Raw genomic sequence first — 18,462 nt, forward strand, 5'->3', positions numbered from 1 at the left:
GCTTCTTTAGCTTGAGGGGGGAAGTTTGTGTATAAAGTAATTGCGAAGAGGCTTTTAAATGCAATTCCGCTTTTATTTGTTATTTCTATTATTTCTTTTCTATTAATAAAACTAGCACCGGGGGATCCAGTTCGAAACTTTGTCACGCCAAACATGAGTCCAATTGATGTTGAGCGTATTCGTAAAAGTTTAGGATTAGATCAACCAATTTACGTGCAGTATTTTTTATGGTTAAAAAACATTTTAACAGGAAACTTTGGTTACTCACTTCAAAATCATCGTCCTGTTTTGGAACTTATCACAGAAAGATTACCTGCAACAATTGGGTTAATGGGATCATCTTTACTCGTCTCATTCGTAATCGCAATACCGCTTGGACTATTTACAGGTGTGAAAAAGAATTCATTCTTTGACCGCATTGTAAACTTTATTTCATACGTTGGTATTTCTATGCCGGTTTTCTGGTTTGCACTACTATTAGTCTACTTATTCTCTTTAAAATTGAACCTACTTCCGAGTATGGGTATGCGCACCGTTGGTAAAGATTCTGTCTGGGATATTGTGCAACACGGCATTTTACCTTGTATGGTGCTAGCGTTCCAAAACGTATCTGTTTATATGAGATATATTCGTTCAAGTACGATTCAGCAATTAGAAGAAGAATATGTACAAATTCAATATGCGTACGGCTCTTCAAAGAAAACAGTGTTATTTAATCACGTACTTCGAAATGTATTAATACCGATCATTACAATTTTCGGATTATCGATTCCAAGTTTAGTAGGCGGAGCGTTTATTACGGAAACAGTATTTTCATGGCCGGGTCTTGGTTCACTTGGGGTAAATGCTATTTTTAGATTTGATTATCCGATTATCATGGCAATTACATTACTATCATCATTCATGTTAATTCTCGGTAACTTAATTGCTGATATTTTATATGGCGTAGTAGATCCGCGCATTCGAATGAGGGGGTGATTTGGAATGAATAATAGGAGATTTCAAACGATAAAACATAGCTTTACGAAAAATAAGTTTGTTGTAATGGGAGTTATTATACTTGCGGTTTTAACGGTCGCATCAATTTTTGCATTCGTATCGCCGTACGATCCTAGTAAAATGTCAATTCCAGATCGCTTACAAGAACCAAGTATGAGTCATCCTTTCGGAACGGATGATTACGGAAGGGATTACTTAACGAGAGCGTTATATGGCGGACGAGTTTCACTTGCGGTCGGTTTCCTTGCGATGGTTGTTTCTATTACAATCGGGACCGCAGTCGGAACAATTAGCGGATATTTTGGAGGAAAGTTAGACAACTTTTTAATGCGAGTTGTTGAAGTACTTATGTCAATTCCATCATTCTTTTTAATGCTACTATTAAATGCGTATTTAAAACCAGGAATTACGACGTTAGTTCTTATTATCGGATTACTAACATGGATGGACACCGCGCGCATTGTAAGGGCAGAAACGTTATCTGTAAAAGAGCGTGAGTACGTTTTATACGCAAAAGTATCAGGACAAAAATCACTTATAATTATTGTAAGACATATCATTCCTAACATTTTATCAACCATTATTATCGCCGCGACATTAACGATTGCGACATCGATTTTAATGGAATCATCACTTAGTTTCTTAGGTTTAGGTATTAGAGAACCAGATTCTTCTTGGGGCAGCATGCTAAACAATGCACAAGGATATATAGGTGAAGCTTGGTATTTAACGCTCTTCCCAGGATTCCTTATCCTTTTAACGGTACTTAGTTTTAACGTAATTGGTGAAGCATTGAAGAAAGCTTTCGCACCAAAAGGAGCCGGACATGAAAACTAAAGTGTTAAGTGAAAGGAGTGAGAAGCGTGTCTGAAAAACTACTAGAAGTGAAAAATTTGAAGACTTCTTTTTTCATAGAAAGTGGCGAAGTTGAAGCGGTTCGCGGCGTTACATTTCGCTTAAATAAAGGAGAAGTAGTCGGTATCGTTGGGGAATCTGGAAGCGGGAAGAGTGTAATGGCGAAGTCTGTTATGTCTCTCGTTACGTCACCAGGAAAAGTGAAAGAAGGGGAAATCCTTTTTCATAATGAAAACATACTTTCTAAATCTGAAAAAGAATTGCGTTCTATTAGAGGAAATCAAATTTCACTTATCTCTCAAGACCCAATGTCAGCGCTAAATCCAGTCGTAAAAATTGGGAAACAAATGACGGAAGTAATTATAAGGCATCAAAAAGTGAAAAAGAAAGAAGCTGAGCAAATCGCAGTTAACTTGTTAAAACAAGTCGGCCTTTCGTCGCCAGAAGAAAGGGTAAAACAATATCCGCATGAACTAAGCGGTGGTATGAAGCAGCGGGTTATGATCGCAATGGCTATGTCGTGTAAACCAGACCTTCTCATTGCGGACGAACCGACGACTGCACTTGACGTAACGATACAAGCACAAATACTAGATTTAATGAAAAACTTAAAAAACGAAACGAATATGGCGTTACTTCTTATTACGCACGACTTAGGAATAGTCGCGCAAAACTGTACGCGCGTTATCGTTATGTATGGCGGACTTATTATGGAAGAAGGACCTGTACTTGATATTTTCCAATCGCCGAATCATCCATATACGAAAGGGTTATTAAACTCTTTGCCAAAAATATCGAACGGCGTAAAAGAAAGACTTGCTCCTATTCAAGGTGTAACACCAAACTTATTAAACCCACCACAAGGTTGCCCATTCGCAGAGCGTTGCCCGCATGCGATGGACATTTGTGGAAAAGAACGTCCGCCATATTTTGAAATCGGAAATGAAAGACGTTCTATGTGTTGGTTAAATGATAGGGCGGTAGGTGATTTCCATGCATGAAGAAAACTTAATTGAAGTTCGGAACTTAAAAAAGTATTTTCCTATTAAAAAAGGACTATTTGGCAGGAAAACAGAGCAATTAAAAGCAGTCGATGACCTAAGCTTCACAATTAAAAAGGGTGAAACATTCGGGTTAGTAGGAGAATCTGGCTGCGGAAAATCAACGACAGGAAGAAGTATCATTCGCTTACACGATGTCACTTCAGGTAACGTTTTATTTGACGGAAAAGATATCGCAAGTTTAAAGGAAAGTGAACTAAAAGAATATCGAAAAAGAATGCAAATCATTTTCCAAGATCCATACGCATCATTAAACCCGGCAATGAATGTATTCCAAATTATTAGCGAGCCAATGAACATTCACGGATCTTACGAAAAAGAAGAACAAAAAGAAATCATTTTAGACCTTCTGAAAAAGGTAGGATTAAAAGAAGAACACTTATATCGCTACCCGCACGAATTTAGCGGAGGCCAGCGCCAGCGCATTAGCATCGCGCGCGCACTATCTGTAAAACCAGACTTTATATTATGTGACGAACCAATCTCAGCACTCGATGTCTCAGTCCAAGCACAAGTCGTAAACATGCTGCAAGACATTCAAGAAGAAACAGGAGTCACATACTTATTCATCGCACATGACCTATCGATGGTAAGGCACATCTCAGATAGAATCGGAGTCATGTATTTAGGAAACATAGTAGAAATTGCCGACAGCGAAGACCTATACACAAAACCGGCACATCCATACACACAAGCACTACTCTCATCTATGCCAGAACCAGATCCAACAAACACTGGGAAAGAAAGAATAATCCTAGAGGGAGAAGTACCAAGCCCACTAAACTCACCATCCGGCTGCAAATTCAGAACGCGCTGCAAATTCGCCACTGAAAAATGCGCACAGGAAGTACCGAAGATGGTTGAGATTGCGAAGGGGCATCAGGTGGCTTGTCATTTGTTTTAGAGGGAGAGCACTAGGGGGACCTGGTGCTTTTTTTCTTTGTAGGTGAACGTGATGTGGGATTGGTTGTTAGTTTAGGAGATAACGCGCTCGAAATTTGTCGGTAAATCGATATGTTGTGTCGAAACGTTGATATATTCGGAGTTACGATCGATATAATCGAATAATCGTTGATATATTTTTTTAAAGAGTGGGATTGGTTGTAGATTAATGTAGAAATTTAATGTTTTCGAAAAAAAGAATTGACTTCTATATTGGTTGTAACTAAAATAGTTACATAAAGATGTAATCAATTTAGTTACAACTAATATCTGCTAAAAATATGATTTATATATTTAATTAAGGATGGTGGTCCATACGTTGCCACCCGGTGTAGAAATTTACTAACACATTCAAATCAATGCATATTCTAAGCTTTAGTATTTTCTGTTACGGGGCAATAAGGTGCAACGTTATCTTTTGTTAAAAACCTTGGTGGATCTTTCTTTGGAAATATTAGTTTTGGGGAAATATAGTAAGGTATCTAAAAAAGAACAAGGTATAAAAAGATGTACTTATATAAACCAAAAATTTAGTTGAGCTGGATAATAAAAAAAAGGTAGGAGATTTAAATGGAGACAAAACAAGATAACCTTATTTACGTATGGGATGCATATTGTGGATGGTGCTATGGTTTTTCAGAAAGTATTAAAGGATTTTACAAAAACCACACTGAAGTGCCATTAACGGTTTTATGTGGAGGGTTATTTTTAGATAATTTACCAATGAAAAACTTCTCATATATAGAAGAAGGAAATAAAAGAATTAATCAACTTACAGGTGCTGAATTTGGTCCTTCATATCAAAAATTGGTGGAGGAAGGGACTTTTAAAATGAATTCGAAAGATGCTGCAATTGGCTTTTCAGCTTTACGCTCATTAGCGCCAGACCGTTTATTAGAATTCACTTCGGCTATGCAAAAAGCGTTTTATTATGAGGGCCAAAGTCTGAGTGATCCTGAAACATATCGCAAAATTGCAATCGAGCATGGTTTGGACCCTGAACAAGTATTAGACCGTTTAAACGCTCAAGAAACAATAATAGATGTCCAAAATGATTTCAATAAAGTTCGACAGCTTGGTGTTAATAGCTATCCTTCCTTACTTTTACAAAAGGATAATCAAATTATTCCTATTGGTGGTGGCGTAATGACGCCGGATAAAATTGAAGCGCGTTTTAAAAATTTATATTAAGAAAATTTAGGATATAGTAGCAAACATATTATCTTAGGCCACCTGACATTCATCTCCGGAATATTCGCCAGTACTATTACACTTTCAGATGAATGGGAGTGGGAGATTTTATCCCGCTTTAACGGGCAGTAAGACCCCCACCTCAAAATTCAGTGGAAGCAAAGAAGTTAGGTGGGGGATCAACTGTCCGTAAAAGTCCGATTGGTTCAACTAATAATCAGTGGGGGATGAACAAAACCCCCACTGATTAAAGTTTCACTTTATCGGAACAAGATAAAAATATGATAATTAGTTAATAACTTTAACAAAAGGAGAATAACATACTATGTTTAAAACAATCGATACAAATCAAAAAGATGTGAAATTAACGGTGTTTAGTTCGGATGAAAAAAGCTTTATGGTCACAGCAACATTAGTTGAGAAAGCAGGACATGCATTTTTAATAAACTCAAAATTTACTCAATCTGATTCGAAAGAAATTGTTGAGTATCTGAAAAAAAACGACTTATCTTTAGATAAAATCTTTATTATTCATGGGGATCCAGACTACTACTTTGGATTAGAGAGCATTAAAGCTGTTTACCCAGAAGCTATAGCGTATGCAACAGAGTCTACTGTTGAACATATCGTTCATTCTGTCTTAGGAAAATTAAAAGTTTGGAAAGACGCTCTTGGAGAAAATGCACCAAGTAACGTGGTATTACCTCAAGTGTTTAAAGAAAAAGCGATTGATTTTCAGGGGTTAACATTTGAACTAGTAGGCTTAGATCATTACAGAACTAGCCTATTTAATAAAGAACTAAAAGTATTAATTGGTGGTATTGATGTATTTAACGAAATACATGTATTCTTAGCGGATACTAGTTCAAAAGCGGCGATGGAGGCGTGGATTGAGAACTTGAAAGTGTTACAAGCATTACATGCTGACATAATTGTACCAAGCCATGGATCAATCGAAAAATCTCTAAATAATCAAGCACTTACTGCGACAATGGATTATCTAAGAACTGCGGTTCAAGCTTCTGAGGAAAGTGAAACTTCAAAAGATTTTGTGGCAAAACTTGAAGCAGCATATCCAGACTATGCAAATAAAGGTGTATTAGAATTAAGTGCAAAAGTTGTAACAAAAGAAATGCCTTGGGGTTAATGATATGAATAAATATCAAAAACTATTACATGAAACGTATGTGTTAACTGGCGAAGGGAAATTGGATGCGTTCAAAACGTATTTAAGTGAAAATGTATCTTGGACAGAAGCTGCTGGGTTTCCATATGCAGGTACTTATATAGGTCCAGATGAAGTAGTGAAAAACGTACATGAACGTCTTGGCACGGAATGGGATGACTATAGCGCTAAAGATGAAATTTATACTTTTAATAACAATACTGTTATTGTGTATGGAAAATATAGTGGAACATATAAAGCTACAGGGAAGTCATTTGTAGCAGATTTTTGTCATCTTTATAAGTTTGATGAGAACGATAAGGTTAAGAAGTTTATTCAAATTGTGGACAGTGCAACTGTTAATGAGGTATTAAGTTAGAGCTAATCGTTTCTAATATGTCTTGTATAGGGGGCTAGGATAAATGAAATTCCTAACATTACCCCTGACATTACATTTTGGGGAAGGTTTCTCCTTCTTCAAACTTTTTATAGAAGAAAATTTATTTAAGTAGAAGAGGTAGGTATATATGAAATTAGAGAAAAGTTTAATCATAACAATTATTTCTGTATTTATTTTAGGAGTAGTTTCGACTTTGGTATATCAAGCTTCCACCGGTAATAACAAAGGGAACTCAATAAAGAGCGAAAATGTCGCTTCTGTATCAAAAGAAGTAAAAGAAAATGAAAAGAATAAAAAGATGGTAGTTGATTTCTATAACGAAGTTTTTAACAAACATAATATCGATATTATCCCTAAATATGTTAGCGAAGATTATAAGCAACATAATCCTTTTGTTGCTGATGGACGAAAAGCCTTCATGGATTTCTTTAAGGAGGATTTTGTTAAAAATCCTAATTCCTCTGCAGAGATTAAACGTGTAGTAGCTGAAGGGGATACAGTTGCTCTTCATGTACATTCTCGTACTAATTCTCAAGATAAGGGAGTTGCTATAGTGGATATATTTCGTATCAAGGATGGAAAGATTGTCGAACACTGGGATGTAATTCAAGAGATTCCAAGTGAAGCAGCTAATGATAATACGATGTTTTAGATAGAAGATATATTTAATAATTGTTTAATTGATAGTGCGGTATAGAATTTAGAAATTTAGATAAGTAAAGGAGATGTCCTAGTACCATGCCTGGGACATCTCCTTTTTGTTTTAACGAGATTTAATTTATTGTTACTTGTATTTTTTTATGTACTACTATTCGATTACACATCATTTCAGGCGGTTTTCTTTTATCCCGCATTAATGGGCAGTAAGATCCCCACCTCTTTTAATTCTTCAATTAATAAAAAGTTTGCTTTCAAATTAGAAAGGGTTAGTCCCTCACACCCAAAAACAAAGGGGAACTCAATTATTCAAATTCATATAAAGTTTCAATCTTGTCTAAGCATCCATTAGGATATACAACTGATCATCTATTTTTCTTTACATAATCTCCAGATGCAGTCCATATCAACTATAGATTCTTGTCTTATGCTAAATGTAATCAAAAAGCAAGTAGATAAAGATAATGACTAAAACATTAACTCTAGATACTTTTTTGATGAATATTACAAATAAACAGGAGGTAATGAAAAATGATTAAAACATTATTAGCAGGAGCACTTTTAAGTACAGGATTGGTAGCGGGAGGTGCAGATGATGCGAAAATGGACAATTTAAAGTCAAATGAAGATAGTTCAAATCAAGTAATTACACAGAGTGTAGATGGAACAACGTCTTTCTCACAAAACTTTGATTTACCTAAAGATGCAGTGCCAGCAACTCCTAAAGGAAACGCAAAAACAGTTGAAAGAACAGAGGGTACAGGTTCTCAAGAAGGAAAAATGGTACCAACAAAAGAAGGTACAGATTCTCAACCAGGATTTGAAATGGGATCCCCTGAGAAACCAGAATATGCAAAAACAGTTGAAAGAACAGAAGGTACAGATTCTCAAGAAGGAAAAATGGTACCAGCAAAAGAAGGAAATTAAATAATATATAGTTATAACGAGGAGCATCCAAAAAGTGGTGCTCTTTTTATATTATAGGGATTAACCAGTTTTACTGAATATAGAACTGTAGGAGGAATTGAGACTAGAACATGGGGGCCTATCTCTTCAAATCATGGTGTTTAGGGCAATAGTTTTGGTGGTAACGTTACAATACAAACATTTTATTAGAGATTTTCTAAATTTACATACACTCTAGATAGACTACATATCAACTTCAGATACCTGTTTTATGATACAAGTAATCAAACAAAAGGAGGGCAATACAAAATGATTAAAACAGTATTAACAGGGCACTCTTTTAAGTACAGGAGATTATTAGCAGATGGAGCAAATGTTGAAGATGTACAGACAGATAAGCATATTCCATATGAACAAGATGAATTGCAGCAAACTCTAGAAAAGTACGATTCGAAGAAGTTTGAGTTATAAAAAGAAAATAGATAAATGAACAAGAGAAAAGTATTTTTATTTTCATTTGGATATAGGACTTGAATCAAACTTTTATACTAAAATATATAGGGCAAAAAGGAGGGAGTACATTGCACAAAATTATTTATGGAATATTAATTTTAATATATACTTTGTATTCATTTTTTGTAAGTGATGGAAGTGAAGTAAGGTTTATTATGCTGTTAACTATAGTACTTATCTTTTCTGTGGTTTTAGAAAAAGGAAATGCAAACAAAAAGACTGATTAAGGATCGTTTTGTTTGCATTTTTTTAATTGGCTATTACAGTCCAGATGTTTTAGGGGGAGCACCAAACTTCATTTTGGGGGCACTATTAAATTTTTAGTTGATGAAAATACGGTGCAACTCATACTAGAGAAAACACCGCCTAAAATAGAAAACTTTTAACCTATTATCCTCTATTCCGTAGCTTTTAAGGTATTTAACACGACTTTGGTTGCATCTGCAATAAGTTTATCGTCGTATTTAGCATCTTCTTTATCATGATTAGAAAGTATAGCAAGAACAATTGGCTTTTTATTTGGTGGCCAAATAATTGCGATATCATTTCTTGTTCCGTAAGATCCCGCACCTGTTTTATCAGCTACTTCCCATCCTTTTGGTACGCCCGCACGAATCAATTTATCTCCAGTTGTATTTCTCTTCATCCAATCTACTAATAGTTCACGTTTTTCTGTTGGAAGTGCAGTCCCTAATGTAAATGATTGAAGCGTCTTAGCTATTGCTTCTGGTGTACTGGTATCATGTGTTTCTCCTGGATGCACTTCATTTAATTCAGGTTCAAATCGTTCTGAAGTAGTAACAGTATCTCCCATTTCTCTCAAGATTTTTTCAAATTCAGAGGGACCTCCTAACTGTTTAAGAATCAAATTATGTGCTGTGCTGTCACTATATCGAACAGAAGCATCTGCAAGTTCTTTTAACGTCATTCCTGTATTAACATGCTTTTCAGTAATTGGATTATAATTAGAAAGATCTTCATGAGTATACGTAATTCTTTGATCAAGAGTTTCTAATGAGTTCTTGCGTAAAAGAGCGCCCACAGCTAATGATTTAGATGTAGATGCAAACGCAAAACGATCATCTGAATGATAAGCAATCGTTTGATTCGTACCTGTGTCCAGTGCATAAATACCAAGCTTAGCATCATATTCTTTTTCAAGTTTAGCAAAAGATTGATTACCTGTATGTTCTTGTTTAATTTGATTAGCTTGATTCGTTTGTTTAGGTGGTTCAGATTGAGCATTACTATTGGAACAGCCTATAAGTGATACACATGAAAGTAATACTACAGGTACAATCTTTTTGTAATGTAAAATGTTATAGAACTTGTTTAAAACGAACATAAATTTTCAACCTCTTTCAAGAATATATGGATTTTGTCTAGGTATTCTAAATACCGATGCAATTAAAGATGACATAAGGTAACAATACTACTGTAGCTAAAATTTCACAGGTTAAATGACATCCAAAACGTTTATCCCGCTATTTACCGGGCAGTAAGACCCCCGCTGATTAAAGTTTCACTTTATATGATTGATAAGTCACAGTTTGCGTTATTTCTTTTTTGTTTCCACTTGTAATGGTTCACCTGTGAAAGTATTACAATACATGTTTTTTACTTTTGGGAATAATAAGTCCTTTCATTTTTTTGTAATACATAAAAATAGATGTCAAACGGGATATGTTGTATCCAATCTGGACAACTCATATTAGAAATACACTTATTAGACACTCTAAGTAATAAATTTGTTCCACTTTAAGATGAGGAAGAATTTGGGGTTTGTAAAATAACAATGGAACTACGTGTTTTTTCGTCATACAAAAACCTCTACATATAAGTAGAGGTTTTTAAATTGCATATTAATGAATTATGCTTTTTCAGATAAACGAAGATAATAGAATACATAATTTTAACTAGATTTATTGTTAACTAATTTATCCCCACCAAGCTCTGCCTCAATCTGCGAAGTCTTCGATGACTCATCCATACGCCAATACGTAATAAAGCTGATCGCGATACATCCAGCTACGTAGAAGTAGAATAGTGATTCCATTCCGATACTTTTTAGCCATAATGCGATGAACTCAGCTGTTCCGCCGAATATCGCAACTGTTAGTGCATATGGTAAACCTACGCCGAGTGCGCGAATTTCAGTTGGGAAGAGTTCTGCTTTTACAATTGCATTAATTGATGTGTAACCAGTAACGATAATGAGACCGACCATCATGAGTAAAAATGCTACGATTGGTTCTGTCGTTTTTTCCATGAAGAAGAAGATCGGTGCTGTTAGTAATGTTCCGAGAATACCGAATGCCATTAATAGTGGGCGGCGTCCAATTTTATCGGATAATAGCCCTGCAATTGGCTGAAGTACGACGAATATAAGTAGTGCGACAAAGTTAATCCAGCTTACAACTTCTTTCGGAAGGCCGACTGTGTTTACCATGAACTTTTGTAAATATGTTGTGTACGTATAAAATGCAACAGTGCCTCCTAATGTTAGGCCGACTACTGTTAATACTGCTTTCGGATGTTTCATAAGAGCGCGAATGGTTCCTGCGCTTTCACGTTTTTGTGATTTTATGTTTGAGAACTGCTCCGACTCATCCATCGTGCGGCGAAGCCATAATACAGCTACTGCGCCCATCGCTCCAATAATGAATGGAATACGCCATCCCCAAGCTTTCATATCTGGTTCGCTTAGTAATTGCTGAAGAACAATTTGAACGCCTAACGCAACCATCTGTCCAGCAACGAGCGTTACATATTGGAAACTTGAATAAAAACCACGGCGTCCACTACTAGCCATTTCAGATAAATACGTTGCGGAAGTTCCATACTCTCCGCCGAGTGACAACCCTTGAAGTAAACGAGCAAGAACTAAAATAATTGGTGCCATAATACCGATACTTTCGTAACTCGGTGTACAGGCAATAATTAAAGAACCACCGGCCATAACTGTAATGGAAAGCGTTAATGCTGCCCGGCGTCCGTGCCGATCCGCATAGCGTCCCATTAATAAACTTCCGATAGGGCGCATTAAAAATCCAACTGCGAAAATAGCTGCTGTGTTCAGTAACTGACTCGTTGGATCTCCTTTAGGAAAGAACTCTGCTGAAAAATAAACGGCGAAAGCAGAGTAAACGTACCAGTCGTACCATTCAATTAAATTACCGACAGAACCTTTAAAGATATTGCCGGCGACTCGGTTTGATTTTACTTGAGCCATACTAATTCCCCCTCTTGCTTATAAATAAAATGATAATTATGAAAGCGTGTTCATTGTAGTTGAATTGTACTGTTCTTTAAATTAAATCTCAATATTATGACAATTTTATTCTTTTTGTACTTTATGAACATGGATATTTTTAATAGTTGCTTCATTTTCAGTTTTGTCATAATAATAGAAAAAGGAGATTGATAGTTTTGAATATTTTATCAAAGGGTATGGGGTATGAAAAAATCACGCAAAGTGTCATTGCAAACGAAAATAGTAAGCTTAATTATCGCGTTAATTTTATTTGTCGTTCTCCTATTAGCGGGAATATTTGTTTACATTCAGTCCGTTGATACGAAGCGCCAAGTAGAACAGTTAGCGCTGCAAACGGCTAAATCTCTTTCTTTTATGCCAGCGATAAAAGAGGCTTTTCAATATAACGAGCATAAAAGTACCATTCAATCCATTGCGGAACAAGTTCGTGAGCAAGCTGGTGCGGATTATGTAATTATAGAAGATCGTTATGGGGTTATGTATTCACATTCTAATTCTGAGTTGATTGGAACAAAGAGTAACAACCCGTATAACTATGAGGCACTTACTTTTGGTGGTTATTATACACTCGAAGGAAATGGTACAAGTGGCCCAGCTTTAATGGCGAAGGCACCTATTATTGTTCATAACGGAGATTACGATCAAGTAGTAGGCGTTGTGACAGTAGAGTTTTTAATAAAAGGTATTGAATCTAACATATTGAGCAGAACGAAAGAAATTATACTCTTTTCCTTAGCTGTATTACTAGCTGGAATTGTTGGTGGCATTCTTTTAGCACGTAGCATTCGTAAAGATACACTCGGTTTAGAGCCGAATGAAATCGCAGCGTTATACCGGGAGCGAAGCGCAATACTACTATCTATAAAAGAAGGAATTATCGCCATTGATCAAAACGGTTTTATTACGATGATGAACACCTCGGCCGAAGAAATGCTTCATGTAAATGATGATTATATGCAGCAGCACATTTCAAAAGTTTTACCGAATTTTAATATGGAAAGAGTGCTAGAAAACGATCAAGAAATTGCGTTTCAAGATAAAGTGTTTATTTTAAACATGACGCCGATACTCGAAAATAACAGTACGGTAGGTGTTGTATGTAGTTTTAGAGATAAAACAGAACTGCAAAATCTAGTGAACACAATATCAGAGGTAAGAAAGTATTCAGAGGACTTACGTGCTCAAACGCATGAATTTACAAATAAACTTTTCGTTTTATCAGGATTACTTCAGTTAGGGCATTACAAAGAAGCAATTGAATTTATCCAGCAAGAATCTAATATTCATCAAAGCCAAAATCATATTTTATTCCATCAAATTCACGATGCGAAAGTACAAGCTATTTTATTAGGAAAACTCGCAACAGCGTCTGAAAAGAAAATCGATTTTCATATTGAAGGAGATAGCGCGCTTCATCCGTTACCAGACCATATAAAGGTTTCGCATCTTATTACGATTCTTGGAAACATAATCGACAATGCATTTGATGCGGTGAATGAACGAGAGGAAAAGAGTGTTTCCTTCTTTGTTACGGATATTGGACGCGATATTGTATTTGAAGTGATAGATAGCGGGATAGGGATACCGGCAGAAAAAATAACGACCATTTTTCAAAAAGGATTTTCAACGAAAGGAACTGATCGTGGTTACGGGCTAGCAAACATGAAAGAAATGGTAGATCTACTAGAAGGAACAATTGAAATTCAAAACGAGAAAAATGGGGGAGCTATTTTTACAATTTACCTTCCGAAAACATTGAGAGAAAGTACATGACAAACAGGGGGATGGACATATGTTGAAGGTTGCAATTGCAGAAGATGATTTCCGCGTCGCGCAAATTCAAGAGGAGTTTTTATTAAAAATAAAGGATGTAAAAGTAATCGGAAAAGCATTGAACGCGAAAGAAACGATGGAACTACTACAAAAGGAAGAAATCGATTTACTTCTATTAGATAATTACTTGCCAGATGGAATTGGAACAGACTTATTGCCACAAATTCATGCTGACTTTCCAAATGTTGACGTCATTATGGTAACAGCGGCGAATGAAAACTATATGCTAGAAAAAGCAATTCGCAACGGCGTAAGCAATTACCTTATAAAACCAGTCACGTTAGAAAAATTCGTTCGCACCATTGAAGACTATAAAAGAAAGAAGCAACTATTACATAGTAACAATGAAGTGAATCAAGCACTCATCGATAACTTCTTCGGCACTTCGCAAACAGAAGACATAAAAAACTTACCGACAGGTGTGGATCCGTTAACACTGCAAAAAGTGAAAGGCATTATAAAAGGATTCGAAGAGGGCATTACAATAGAAGAAATGGGAGAACAAATGGGGGCCTCCAGAACAACCGCAAGAAGATACTTAGAATATTTAGTAGCGACAAATGAATGCACAGTAGAGTACACATACGGCATTATCGGACGACCAGAACGAAAATATCGAATAGGACGAGGACTATGAAAAAACGATTATTACTATGTATGTGGATCATGACAGGAGTAATAGCTGGTTGTTCCTCAGAAAAACCTCAAACGAATACAGTAAACATAGAAGAAGTAGAAATCGTTGCGCCAAACGTTCCAGGAGCAGGATGGGACTTAACAGCGAGAGCGATGCAAAAAACGCTAACAGAAGAAAAAATCTTCACAAAACCAATCACAGTCACAAACAAAGTAGGTGGCAGCGGTGATGTCGGATGGAAATATACGAAACAAAAAGGCGGTCACGTACTAGCGATTAACTCAAGCTTACTCATAACGAACAACCTACTAGGCCACAGTAAATTAACATATAAAGACTTCACGCCGCTCGCGACACTTGCATCGGACTGGGAAGTCGTTGTCGTATCAAAAGACTCTAGCGTAGAAACCGCAAATCAACTAATGGAACAACTAAAACAAGACAAGAAAAACTTCAAAATCGGCGTTGCCCCCGGCCTAGGAAACGACGATCACCTATCCTTCGTACAAGTAAGCAAAGCCTTCGGCATAAACCCAGCCGAACTACAATTCTTCGTCTACGAAAACAAAGAAAAAATCATAAACGCCCTAACGAACAAACAAATAGGCGCCGCAACCATGACCCTATCCGAAGCCGAAAAACAATACAAAGCCGGCAAAATAAAAATACTAGCCGTATCCGCACCAAAACGACTAGACCGACTACCAGAAATCCCAACATGGAAAGAACAAGGAATCAACGTCATCTTCCAGCACTGGAAAGGCATTATGGGCCCGAAAGATATGACGGAAGAAGAGGTTGCTTATTGGGATGGTGTGATTAAGAAGATGGTGGAGAGTGATAGTTGGAAGGGGATTTTGAGGGAAAGAGGGTGGAATTCTTATTATAAGGATAGTGGGGAGAGTAGGGGGTTTTTGGAGGAGAGTTATGAGTGGTATGGTGGAATGGTTGGTGGAGCTAAAGTTGATAAGTAATTTTAGGGACCTCTACTGATGAAATATTGATATCATTTTTAGTATATTTATTTAGAATTTTAAATAGAGAGTATTTAGTTCAATAAGTTTTTATATAGATTTTTCCTCTTATGATAATAATCAATTATCATGGTTTTATAGTTTAAGATAGAAAGGGAAATCTAAAGAGGAGTATAATTGAACTGAATGTTAAAACATTAAAGGTGTAGGACGGGGGAATTATGATGATACATACTTTAGTAAGGGGACAAAAGATAGACGTCACAAAGAATCATCCAGAGATGAAAGGATTACTGGTAGATTTAACTTGGGATGCCCCGATAAATATGGATGTAGATGCATCAGCTTTTTTAGTAGGTTTTAATGGGAAAATTACTAAAGAAGAGGATTTCGTTTTCTATGGACAACCTTATTCTAGTTGTCGATCTGTTCAATTAGATCAAAATATCACAAATGGAAGTAAACAAAGATTTTCAATAGATTTTACTCATATAAAAGATGACGTACAAAAGATTGTATTTTCGATTACAATTCATAATGCCGAAGAGAAGAAACAGGCGCTACGAGATGTTACACATATTCAATTGAAAATAAGCAACGCACAATCAGGATTAGAAATTATTCATTTTCCTATCACACATCCATTTACAGATGAAAGTGCCATTATTGTTGGAGAGCTGTATCGGCATGGGGGAGGATGGAAGTTCAATCCTATTGGAGCTGGCTATTTTGGTGGGTTAGCTGCATTGTGTAAAAATTTTGGGATAGAAATCGCAGATGATGAAAAACAAACTGCTCCCCCTGTAGAGAAGAAAATAGTTCCTACTCCGCCTCCAGTACAAAAAACTATTAATGTAGTGAAGGTTGAATTGAAGAAAAAACAATCTATAAATATACAAAAATCTAAAATGGTAACGGCTACTTTAGAATGGGAAACAAATAAAGATTTAGACTTATACTGTTTTTACGTAACAACTAATGGAGAAATAGGAAAGGTGTATTATAAAAATCTAGGTTCGTCTAAAGTCTCTCCGTATATTGTGTTAGATGGTGATTCGCAAGAGCCAGGAAAAGAAACAATTCGTATTTACCGACCAGAAGCTTTAAAATATGTTTTATTTGCTGCGTATAGTGCTGTCGGAAATGGAATAGGTAGTTTCTATTCTATGAGGGCTAAAGCTGTTGTCGATAATCATATGGGAAGCGTTGTAACAGCACCGTTATTAGAAATAAATGACCATGCTTATTGGGTGTGTATTGCTCATATTGATTTTACCAATTCAAATGAGATGAAAATTTCACATGTAGAAAGCTACTCAAAAGACCATTCAGAGGCTTCACCACTATTGTATGAGAACGGGAAATTCCGAATGGATGTAGGGCCAATTGAATTTAAAAATGAAGAGGATTATCAGAAGTATTTTAAGTGAAAATGAAGAAACAACTGATTTCGCATAGATGGAATTATTGTTAAATATTGTATATAACGTGTATTAATTTTAACGATATATATTAAATGGATTATATCTAGGTAAGTTTTTATATACTATCTAGATATAATCCATTTTTGTTAATAAGAAAGATAATTATTTATTCGTTTTGTTAATGATTTGGGCGATATAAGAGTTATTTAACCAATAACATTGCTTTGTAATATGCTGACCATCAGGTAAAGCTACTTTATCGGCACCGTTGCGGGCTTTTGGTCTAATGTGCGCGACACCGTTGAAGTTTATTTTTGGTAGGTTATTTGCTTCGACGACTTTGTCACCGCGTTTTTTATATTCAATTTGAATACCCTCATGTATTACTTTATTAACTTCTTCCCATAGTTCACGTATTTCTTTTTCTATTGTAGGAGCAGGCATGTTCCAAAGTTTAATACCTTTAAAGTAGAGTTTACGATTTGGATTTTCTTTTTTTGTTTGGTTAAATTCAAAAATTACGAATAAAAACTTGGTTTGATAGAAGCGTTCTCTAATTTCGCTTTCTTCCCATGATTCGTTTGTCCATTGATGAAAATCGATTGTTTCAAATGACATGCTTTGTTCGGGTTTACCGTTAGGCTCTAAACGAACTGTTTTAAATTCTATATTAGCTTTCGCAAATTCTTCAATTTTATCGAGTCGAGTTCCTTTGATACCAAGTAAAGAGCTTACTAATAGTGGAACAAAGCTTTTGGTTGTAGGTTTGTAATCAATAGATAATTTTTGAGCGATTTCTTGATCAGTTAAGCCTATGTAATTTTCAAATTTTGAATAAAGGATTTCTTCTAAAGATTTTCCTTTTAGTTCATTTGTTGTTGTAAAACTTACTAGTTCTTCGTTTAGGTGATACCTGCGAACTAGTGCTGTCATGTAAGAAGGCTTTAACGAAAAAGCTCTTTGCATTGCTGGAATTTCAGAATACGGTTGTGAGCGAAGTGAGTTTTTATTGGAACCCTTAGTGCAAGCTCCTAAATAGTTTGTATCACCTTCAGATAATTCATGTGCTTTGCCGGCACGAATTTTATTTACGATGGTTTCCCAGTCTTGTCTAATTATTTCTAAATCAGCTTCGGGATAGGTGAATAAAAGGCTTTTTGTAATGTGAAAATCTTTACGGTCTACACCAGGTACCCATTCATAGAACATTAATAGTAGTTTTTCGTTTTTCTTCCAAAAGCTTGATGTTTCAAAGTGTGTATGAACTTCTTCCATATAGTTGATAATATTTAAGACTAGCCGCTCTTTGGCAGATAGTGAACCGTTTTTATTTTGTTTAAATGCAGTTACTTTAAGTTCAACACCAAGGTGTTGAAAGTCAGCTTCTGCGTTTGAATTGACTTCATATCCAAAAAAGCTTTCCTCGATTACTTGCCCTAGTCCACCTTTTGATTTAGCATTTGCAAGTCGGTCAGTTGTATCGATTTCACCAAATGTTTTTCCTTCAGCTTCATGTGCTTTTTTCATTAGTTCTTCTATTGTAGTATAGTCCATAATAAACTCCTTTCTGTATCCAGTGCTGCGTTGTATGATTTTAAACAATACATATTAAATCTATGCTATAATAAAAA

General features: G+C 35.8%; 18 protein-coding genes. 15 read left to right on the plus strand and 3 right to left on the minus strand.

Features of this window, described 5'->3' with window-relative positions:
* The first annotated feature begins 27 nt into the window (after positions 1 to 27).
* The 11 genes from ACUXVC_RS04610 (at position 28) to ACUXVC_RS04660 (ending at position 8,916) form a co-directional block, all read left to right on the plus strand.
* A complete protein-coding gene (locus tag ACUXVC_RS04610) occupies positions 28 to 978 on the plus strand; it encodes an ABC transporter permease (protein ID WP_048565156.1) in 951 nt (316 codons plus the stop codon).
* Positions 979 to 984: 6 nt separating this feature from the next.
* A complete protein-coding gene (locus ACUXVC_RS04615) occupies positions 985 to 1,836 on the plus strand; it encodes an ABC transporter permease (RefSeq protein ID WP_446025939.1) in 852 nt (283 codons plus the stop codon).
* Positions 1,837 to 1,862: 26 nt separating this feature from the next.
* Positions 1,863 to 2,855 carry an ABC transporter ATP-binding protein gene (locus ACUXVC_RS04620; protein WP_446025940.1) on the plus strand — a complete coding sequence of 331 codons (993 nt, stop codon included), beginning with the start codon at positions 1,863 to 1,865 and terminating at the stop codon, positions 2,853 to 2,855.
* Positions 2,848 to 3,819, plus strand: coding sequence for an ABC transporter ATP-binding protein (locus tag ACUXVC_RS04625; RefSeq protein WP_000544136.1), 972 nt, complete (start codon positions 2,848 to 2,850; stop codon positions 3,817 to 3,819). Before ACUXVC_RS04620 ends, ACUXVC_RS04625 begins: the two co-directional genes overlap by 8 nt.
* 608 nt (positions 3,820 to 4,427) lie before the next feature.
* Positions 4,428 to 5,048 (plus strand): DsbA family protein, encoded by a 621-nt coding sequence (locus tag ACUXVC_RS04630; protein ID WP_029441729.1) that lies wholly within the window; start codon positions 4,428 to 4,430, stop codon positions 5,046 to 5,048.
* 325 nt (positions 5,049 to 5,373) lie between these two features.
* Positions 5,374 to 6,195: a cytoplasmic protein gene (locus tag ACUXVC_RS04635; RefSeq protein ID WP_144465692.1), complete on the plus strand. Its 822-nt coding sequence runs from the start codon at positions 5,374 to 5,376 to the stop codon at positions 6,193 to 6,195.
* A 4-nt stretch (positions 6,196 to 6,199) separates the two neighbouring features.
* On the plus strand, positions 6,200 to 6,592 hold the full coding sequence (locus tag ACUXVC_RS04640) for a nuclear transport factor 2 family protein (RefSeq protein ID WP_001046367.1): 393 nt from the start codon (positions 6,200 to 6,202) through the stop codon (positions 6,590 to 6,592).
* 148 nt (positions 6,593 to 6,740) lie between these two features.
* On the plus strand, positions 6,741 to 7,265 hold the full coding sequence (locus tag ACUXVC_RS04645; RefSeq protein WP_000764214.1) for a nuclear transport factor 2 family protein: 525 nt from the start codon (positions 6,741 to 6,743) through the stop codon (positions 7,263 to 7,265).
* A 536-nt stretch (positions 7,266 to 7,801) separates the two neighbouring features.
* Positions 7,802 to 8,197: a hypothetical protein gene (locus tag ACUXVC_RS04650; RefSeq protein WP_016082677.1), complete on the plus strand. Its 396-nt coding sequence runs from the start codon at positions 7,802 to 7,804 to the stop codon at positions 8,195 to 8,197.
* 288 nt (positions 8,198 to 8,485) lie between these two features.
* The gene (locus tag ACUXVC_RS04655; protein ID WP_446025941.1) at positions 8,486 to 8,647 is read left to right on the plus strand and encodes a hypothetical protein; all 162 of its coding nucleotides are present in this window, start codon (positions 8,486 to 8,488) and stop codon (positions 8,645 to 8,647) included.
* A gap of 110 nt (positions 8,648 to 8,757) precedes the next feature.
* On the plus strand, positions 8,758 to 8,916 hold the full coding sequence (locus ACUXVC_RS04660; protein ID WP_164083071.1) for a hypothetical protein: 159 nt from the start codon (positions 8,758 to 8,760) through the stop codon (positions 8,914 to 8,916).
* A 170-nt stretch (positions 8,917 to 9,086) separates the two neighbouring features.
* Here ACUXVC_RS04660 and blaIII read toward each other — a convergent pair whose 3' ends face one another.
* A complete protein-coding gene (gene blaIII, locus ACUXVC_RS04665) occupies positions 9,087 to 10,034 on the minus strand; it encodes a class A beta-lactamase BlaIII (protein ID WP_446025942.1) in 948 nt (315 codons plus the stop codon).
* Positions 10,035 to 10,601: 567 nt separating this feature from the next.
* Positions 10,602 to 11,921, minus strand: a complete 1,320-nt coding sequence (locus ACUXVC_RS04670) for an MFS transporter (protein WP_144465695.1) — start codon at positions 11,919 to 11,921, stop codon at positions 10,602 to 10,604.
* 225 nt (positions 11,922 to 12,146) lie between these two features.
* Between ACUXVC_RS04670 and ACUXVC_RS04675 the strand changes: the two genes are divergently transcribed.
* From ACUXVC_RS04675 to ACUXVC_RS04690, 4 genes are all read left to right on the plus strand, one after another.
* On the plus strand, positions 12,147 to 13,736 hold the full coding sequence (locus ACUXVC_RS04675) for an ATP-binding protein (RefSeq protein ID WP_446025943.1): 1,590 nt from the start codon (positions 12,147 to 12,149) through the stop codon (positions 13,734 to 13,736).
* Between the two features lie 19 nt (positions 13,737 to 13,755).
* Positions 13,756 to 14,433 carry a response regulator gene (locus ACUXVC_RS04680; protein ID WP_446025944.1) on the plus strand — a complete coding sequence of 226 codons (678 nt, stop codon included), beginning with the start codon at positions 13,756 to 13,758 and terminating at the stop codon, positions 14,431 to 14,433.
* Complete coding sequence (locus ACUXVC_RS04685; protein ID WP_446025945.1) at positions 14,430 to 15,407, plus strand: tripartite tricarboxylate transporter substrate binding protein; 978 nt, start codon at positions 14,430 to 14,432, stop codon at positions 15,405 to 15,407. Before ACUXVC_RS04680 ends, ACUXVC_RS04685 begins: the two co-directional genes overlap by 4 nt.
* Before the next feature lie 224 nt (positions 15,408 to 15,631).
* The gene (locus ACUXVC_RS04690; RefSeq protein ID WP_000582005.1) at positions 15,632 to 16,837 is read left to right on the plus strand and encodes a TerD family protein; all 1,206 of its coding nucleotides are present in this window, start codon (positions 15,632 to 15,634) and stop codon (positions 16,835 to 16,837) included.
* Positions 16,838 to 16,993: 156 nt separating this feature from the next.
* On the opposite strand, the gene ACUXVC_RS04695 is transcribed toward ACUXVC_RS04690, so the two are convergent.
* The gene (locus tag ACUXVC_RS04695; RefSeq protein ID WP_000386746.1) at positions 16,994 to 18,385 is read right to left on the minus strand and encodes a Sau3AI family type II restriction endonuclease; all 1,392 of its coding nucleotides are present in this window, start codon (positions 18,383 to 18,385) and stop codon (positions 16,994 to 16,996) included.
* Positions 18,386 to 18,462: the final 77 nt, after the last annotated feature.

Source organism: Bacillus sp. N6 (assembly GCF_052805735.1).

Bases quoted from the DNA above. Each gene is read 5' to 3' on its own strand.
- ACUXVC_RS04690 (WP_000582005.1), top strand. From the start codon at position 15,632: ATGATACATACTTTAGTAAGGGGACAAAAGATAGACGTCACAAAGAAT.
- ACUXVC_RS04675 (WP_446025943.1), top strand. From the start codon at position 12,147: ATGAAAAAATCACGCAAAGTGTCATTGCAAACGAAAATAGTAAGCTTA.
- ACUXVC_RS04635 (WP_144465692.1), top strand. From the start codon at position 5,374: ATGTTTAAAACAATCGATACAAATCAAAAAGATGTGAAATTAACGGTG.
- ACUXVC_RS04680 (WP_446025944.1), top strand. From the start codon at position 13,756: ATGTTGAAGGTTGCAATTGCAGAAGATGATTTCCGCGTCGCGCAAATT.
- ACUXVC_RS04695 (WP_000386746.1), bottom strand. From the start codon at position 18,385: ATGGACTATACTACAATAGAAGAACTAATGAAAAAAGCACATGAAGCT.
- ACUXVC_RS04625 (WP_000544136.1), top strand. From the start codon at position 2,848: ATGCATGAAGAAAACTTAATTGAAGTTCGGAACTTAAAAAAGTATTTT.
- blaIII (WP_446025942.1), bottom strand. From the start codon at position 10,034: ATGTTCGTTTTAAACAAGTTCTATAACATTTTACATTACAAAAAGATT.
- ACUXVC_RS04670 (WP_144465695.1), bottom strand. From the start codon at position 11,921: ATGGCTCAAGTAAAATCAAACCGAGTCGCCGGCAATATCTTTAAAGGT.
- ACUXVC_RS04630 (WP_029441729.1), top strand. From the start codon at position 4,428: ATGGAGACAAAACAAGATAACCTTATTTACGTATGGGATGCATATTGT.
- ACUXVC_RS04655 (WP_446025941.1), top strand. From the start codon at position 8,486: ATGATTAAAACAGTATTAACAGGGCACTCTTTTAAGTACAGGAGATTA.
- ACUXVC_RS04685 (WP_446025945.1), top strand. From the start codon at position 14,430: ATGAAAAAACGATTATTACTATGTATGTGGATCATGACAGGAGTAATA.
- ACUXVC_RS04615 (WP_446025939.1), top strand. From the start codon at position 985: ATGAATAATAGGAGATTTCAAACGATAAAACATAGCTTTACGAAAAAT.
- ACUXVC_RS04650 (WP_016082677.1), top strand. From the start codon at position 7,802: ATGATTAAAACATTATTAGCAGGAGCACTTTTAAGTACAGGATTGGTA.
- ACUXVC_RS04645 (WP_000764214.1), top strand. From the start codon at position 6,741: ATGAAATTAGAGAAAAGTTTAATCATAACAATTATTTCTGTATTTATT.
- ACUXVC_RS04640 (WP_001046367.1), top strand. From the start codon at position 6,200: ATGAATAAATATCAAAAACTATTACATGAAACGTATGTGTTAACTGGC.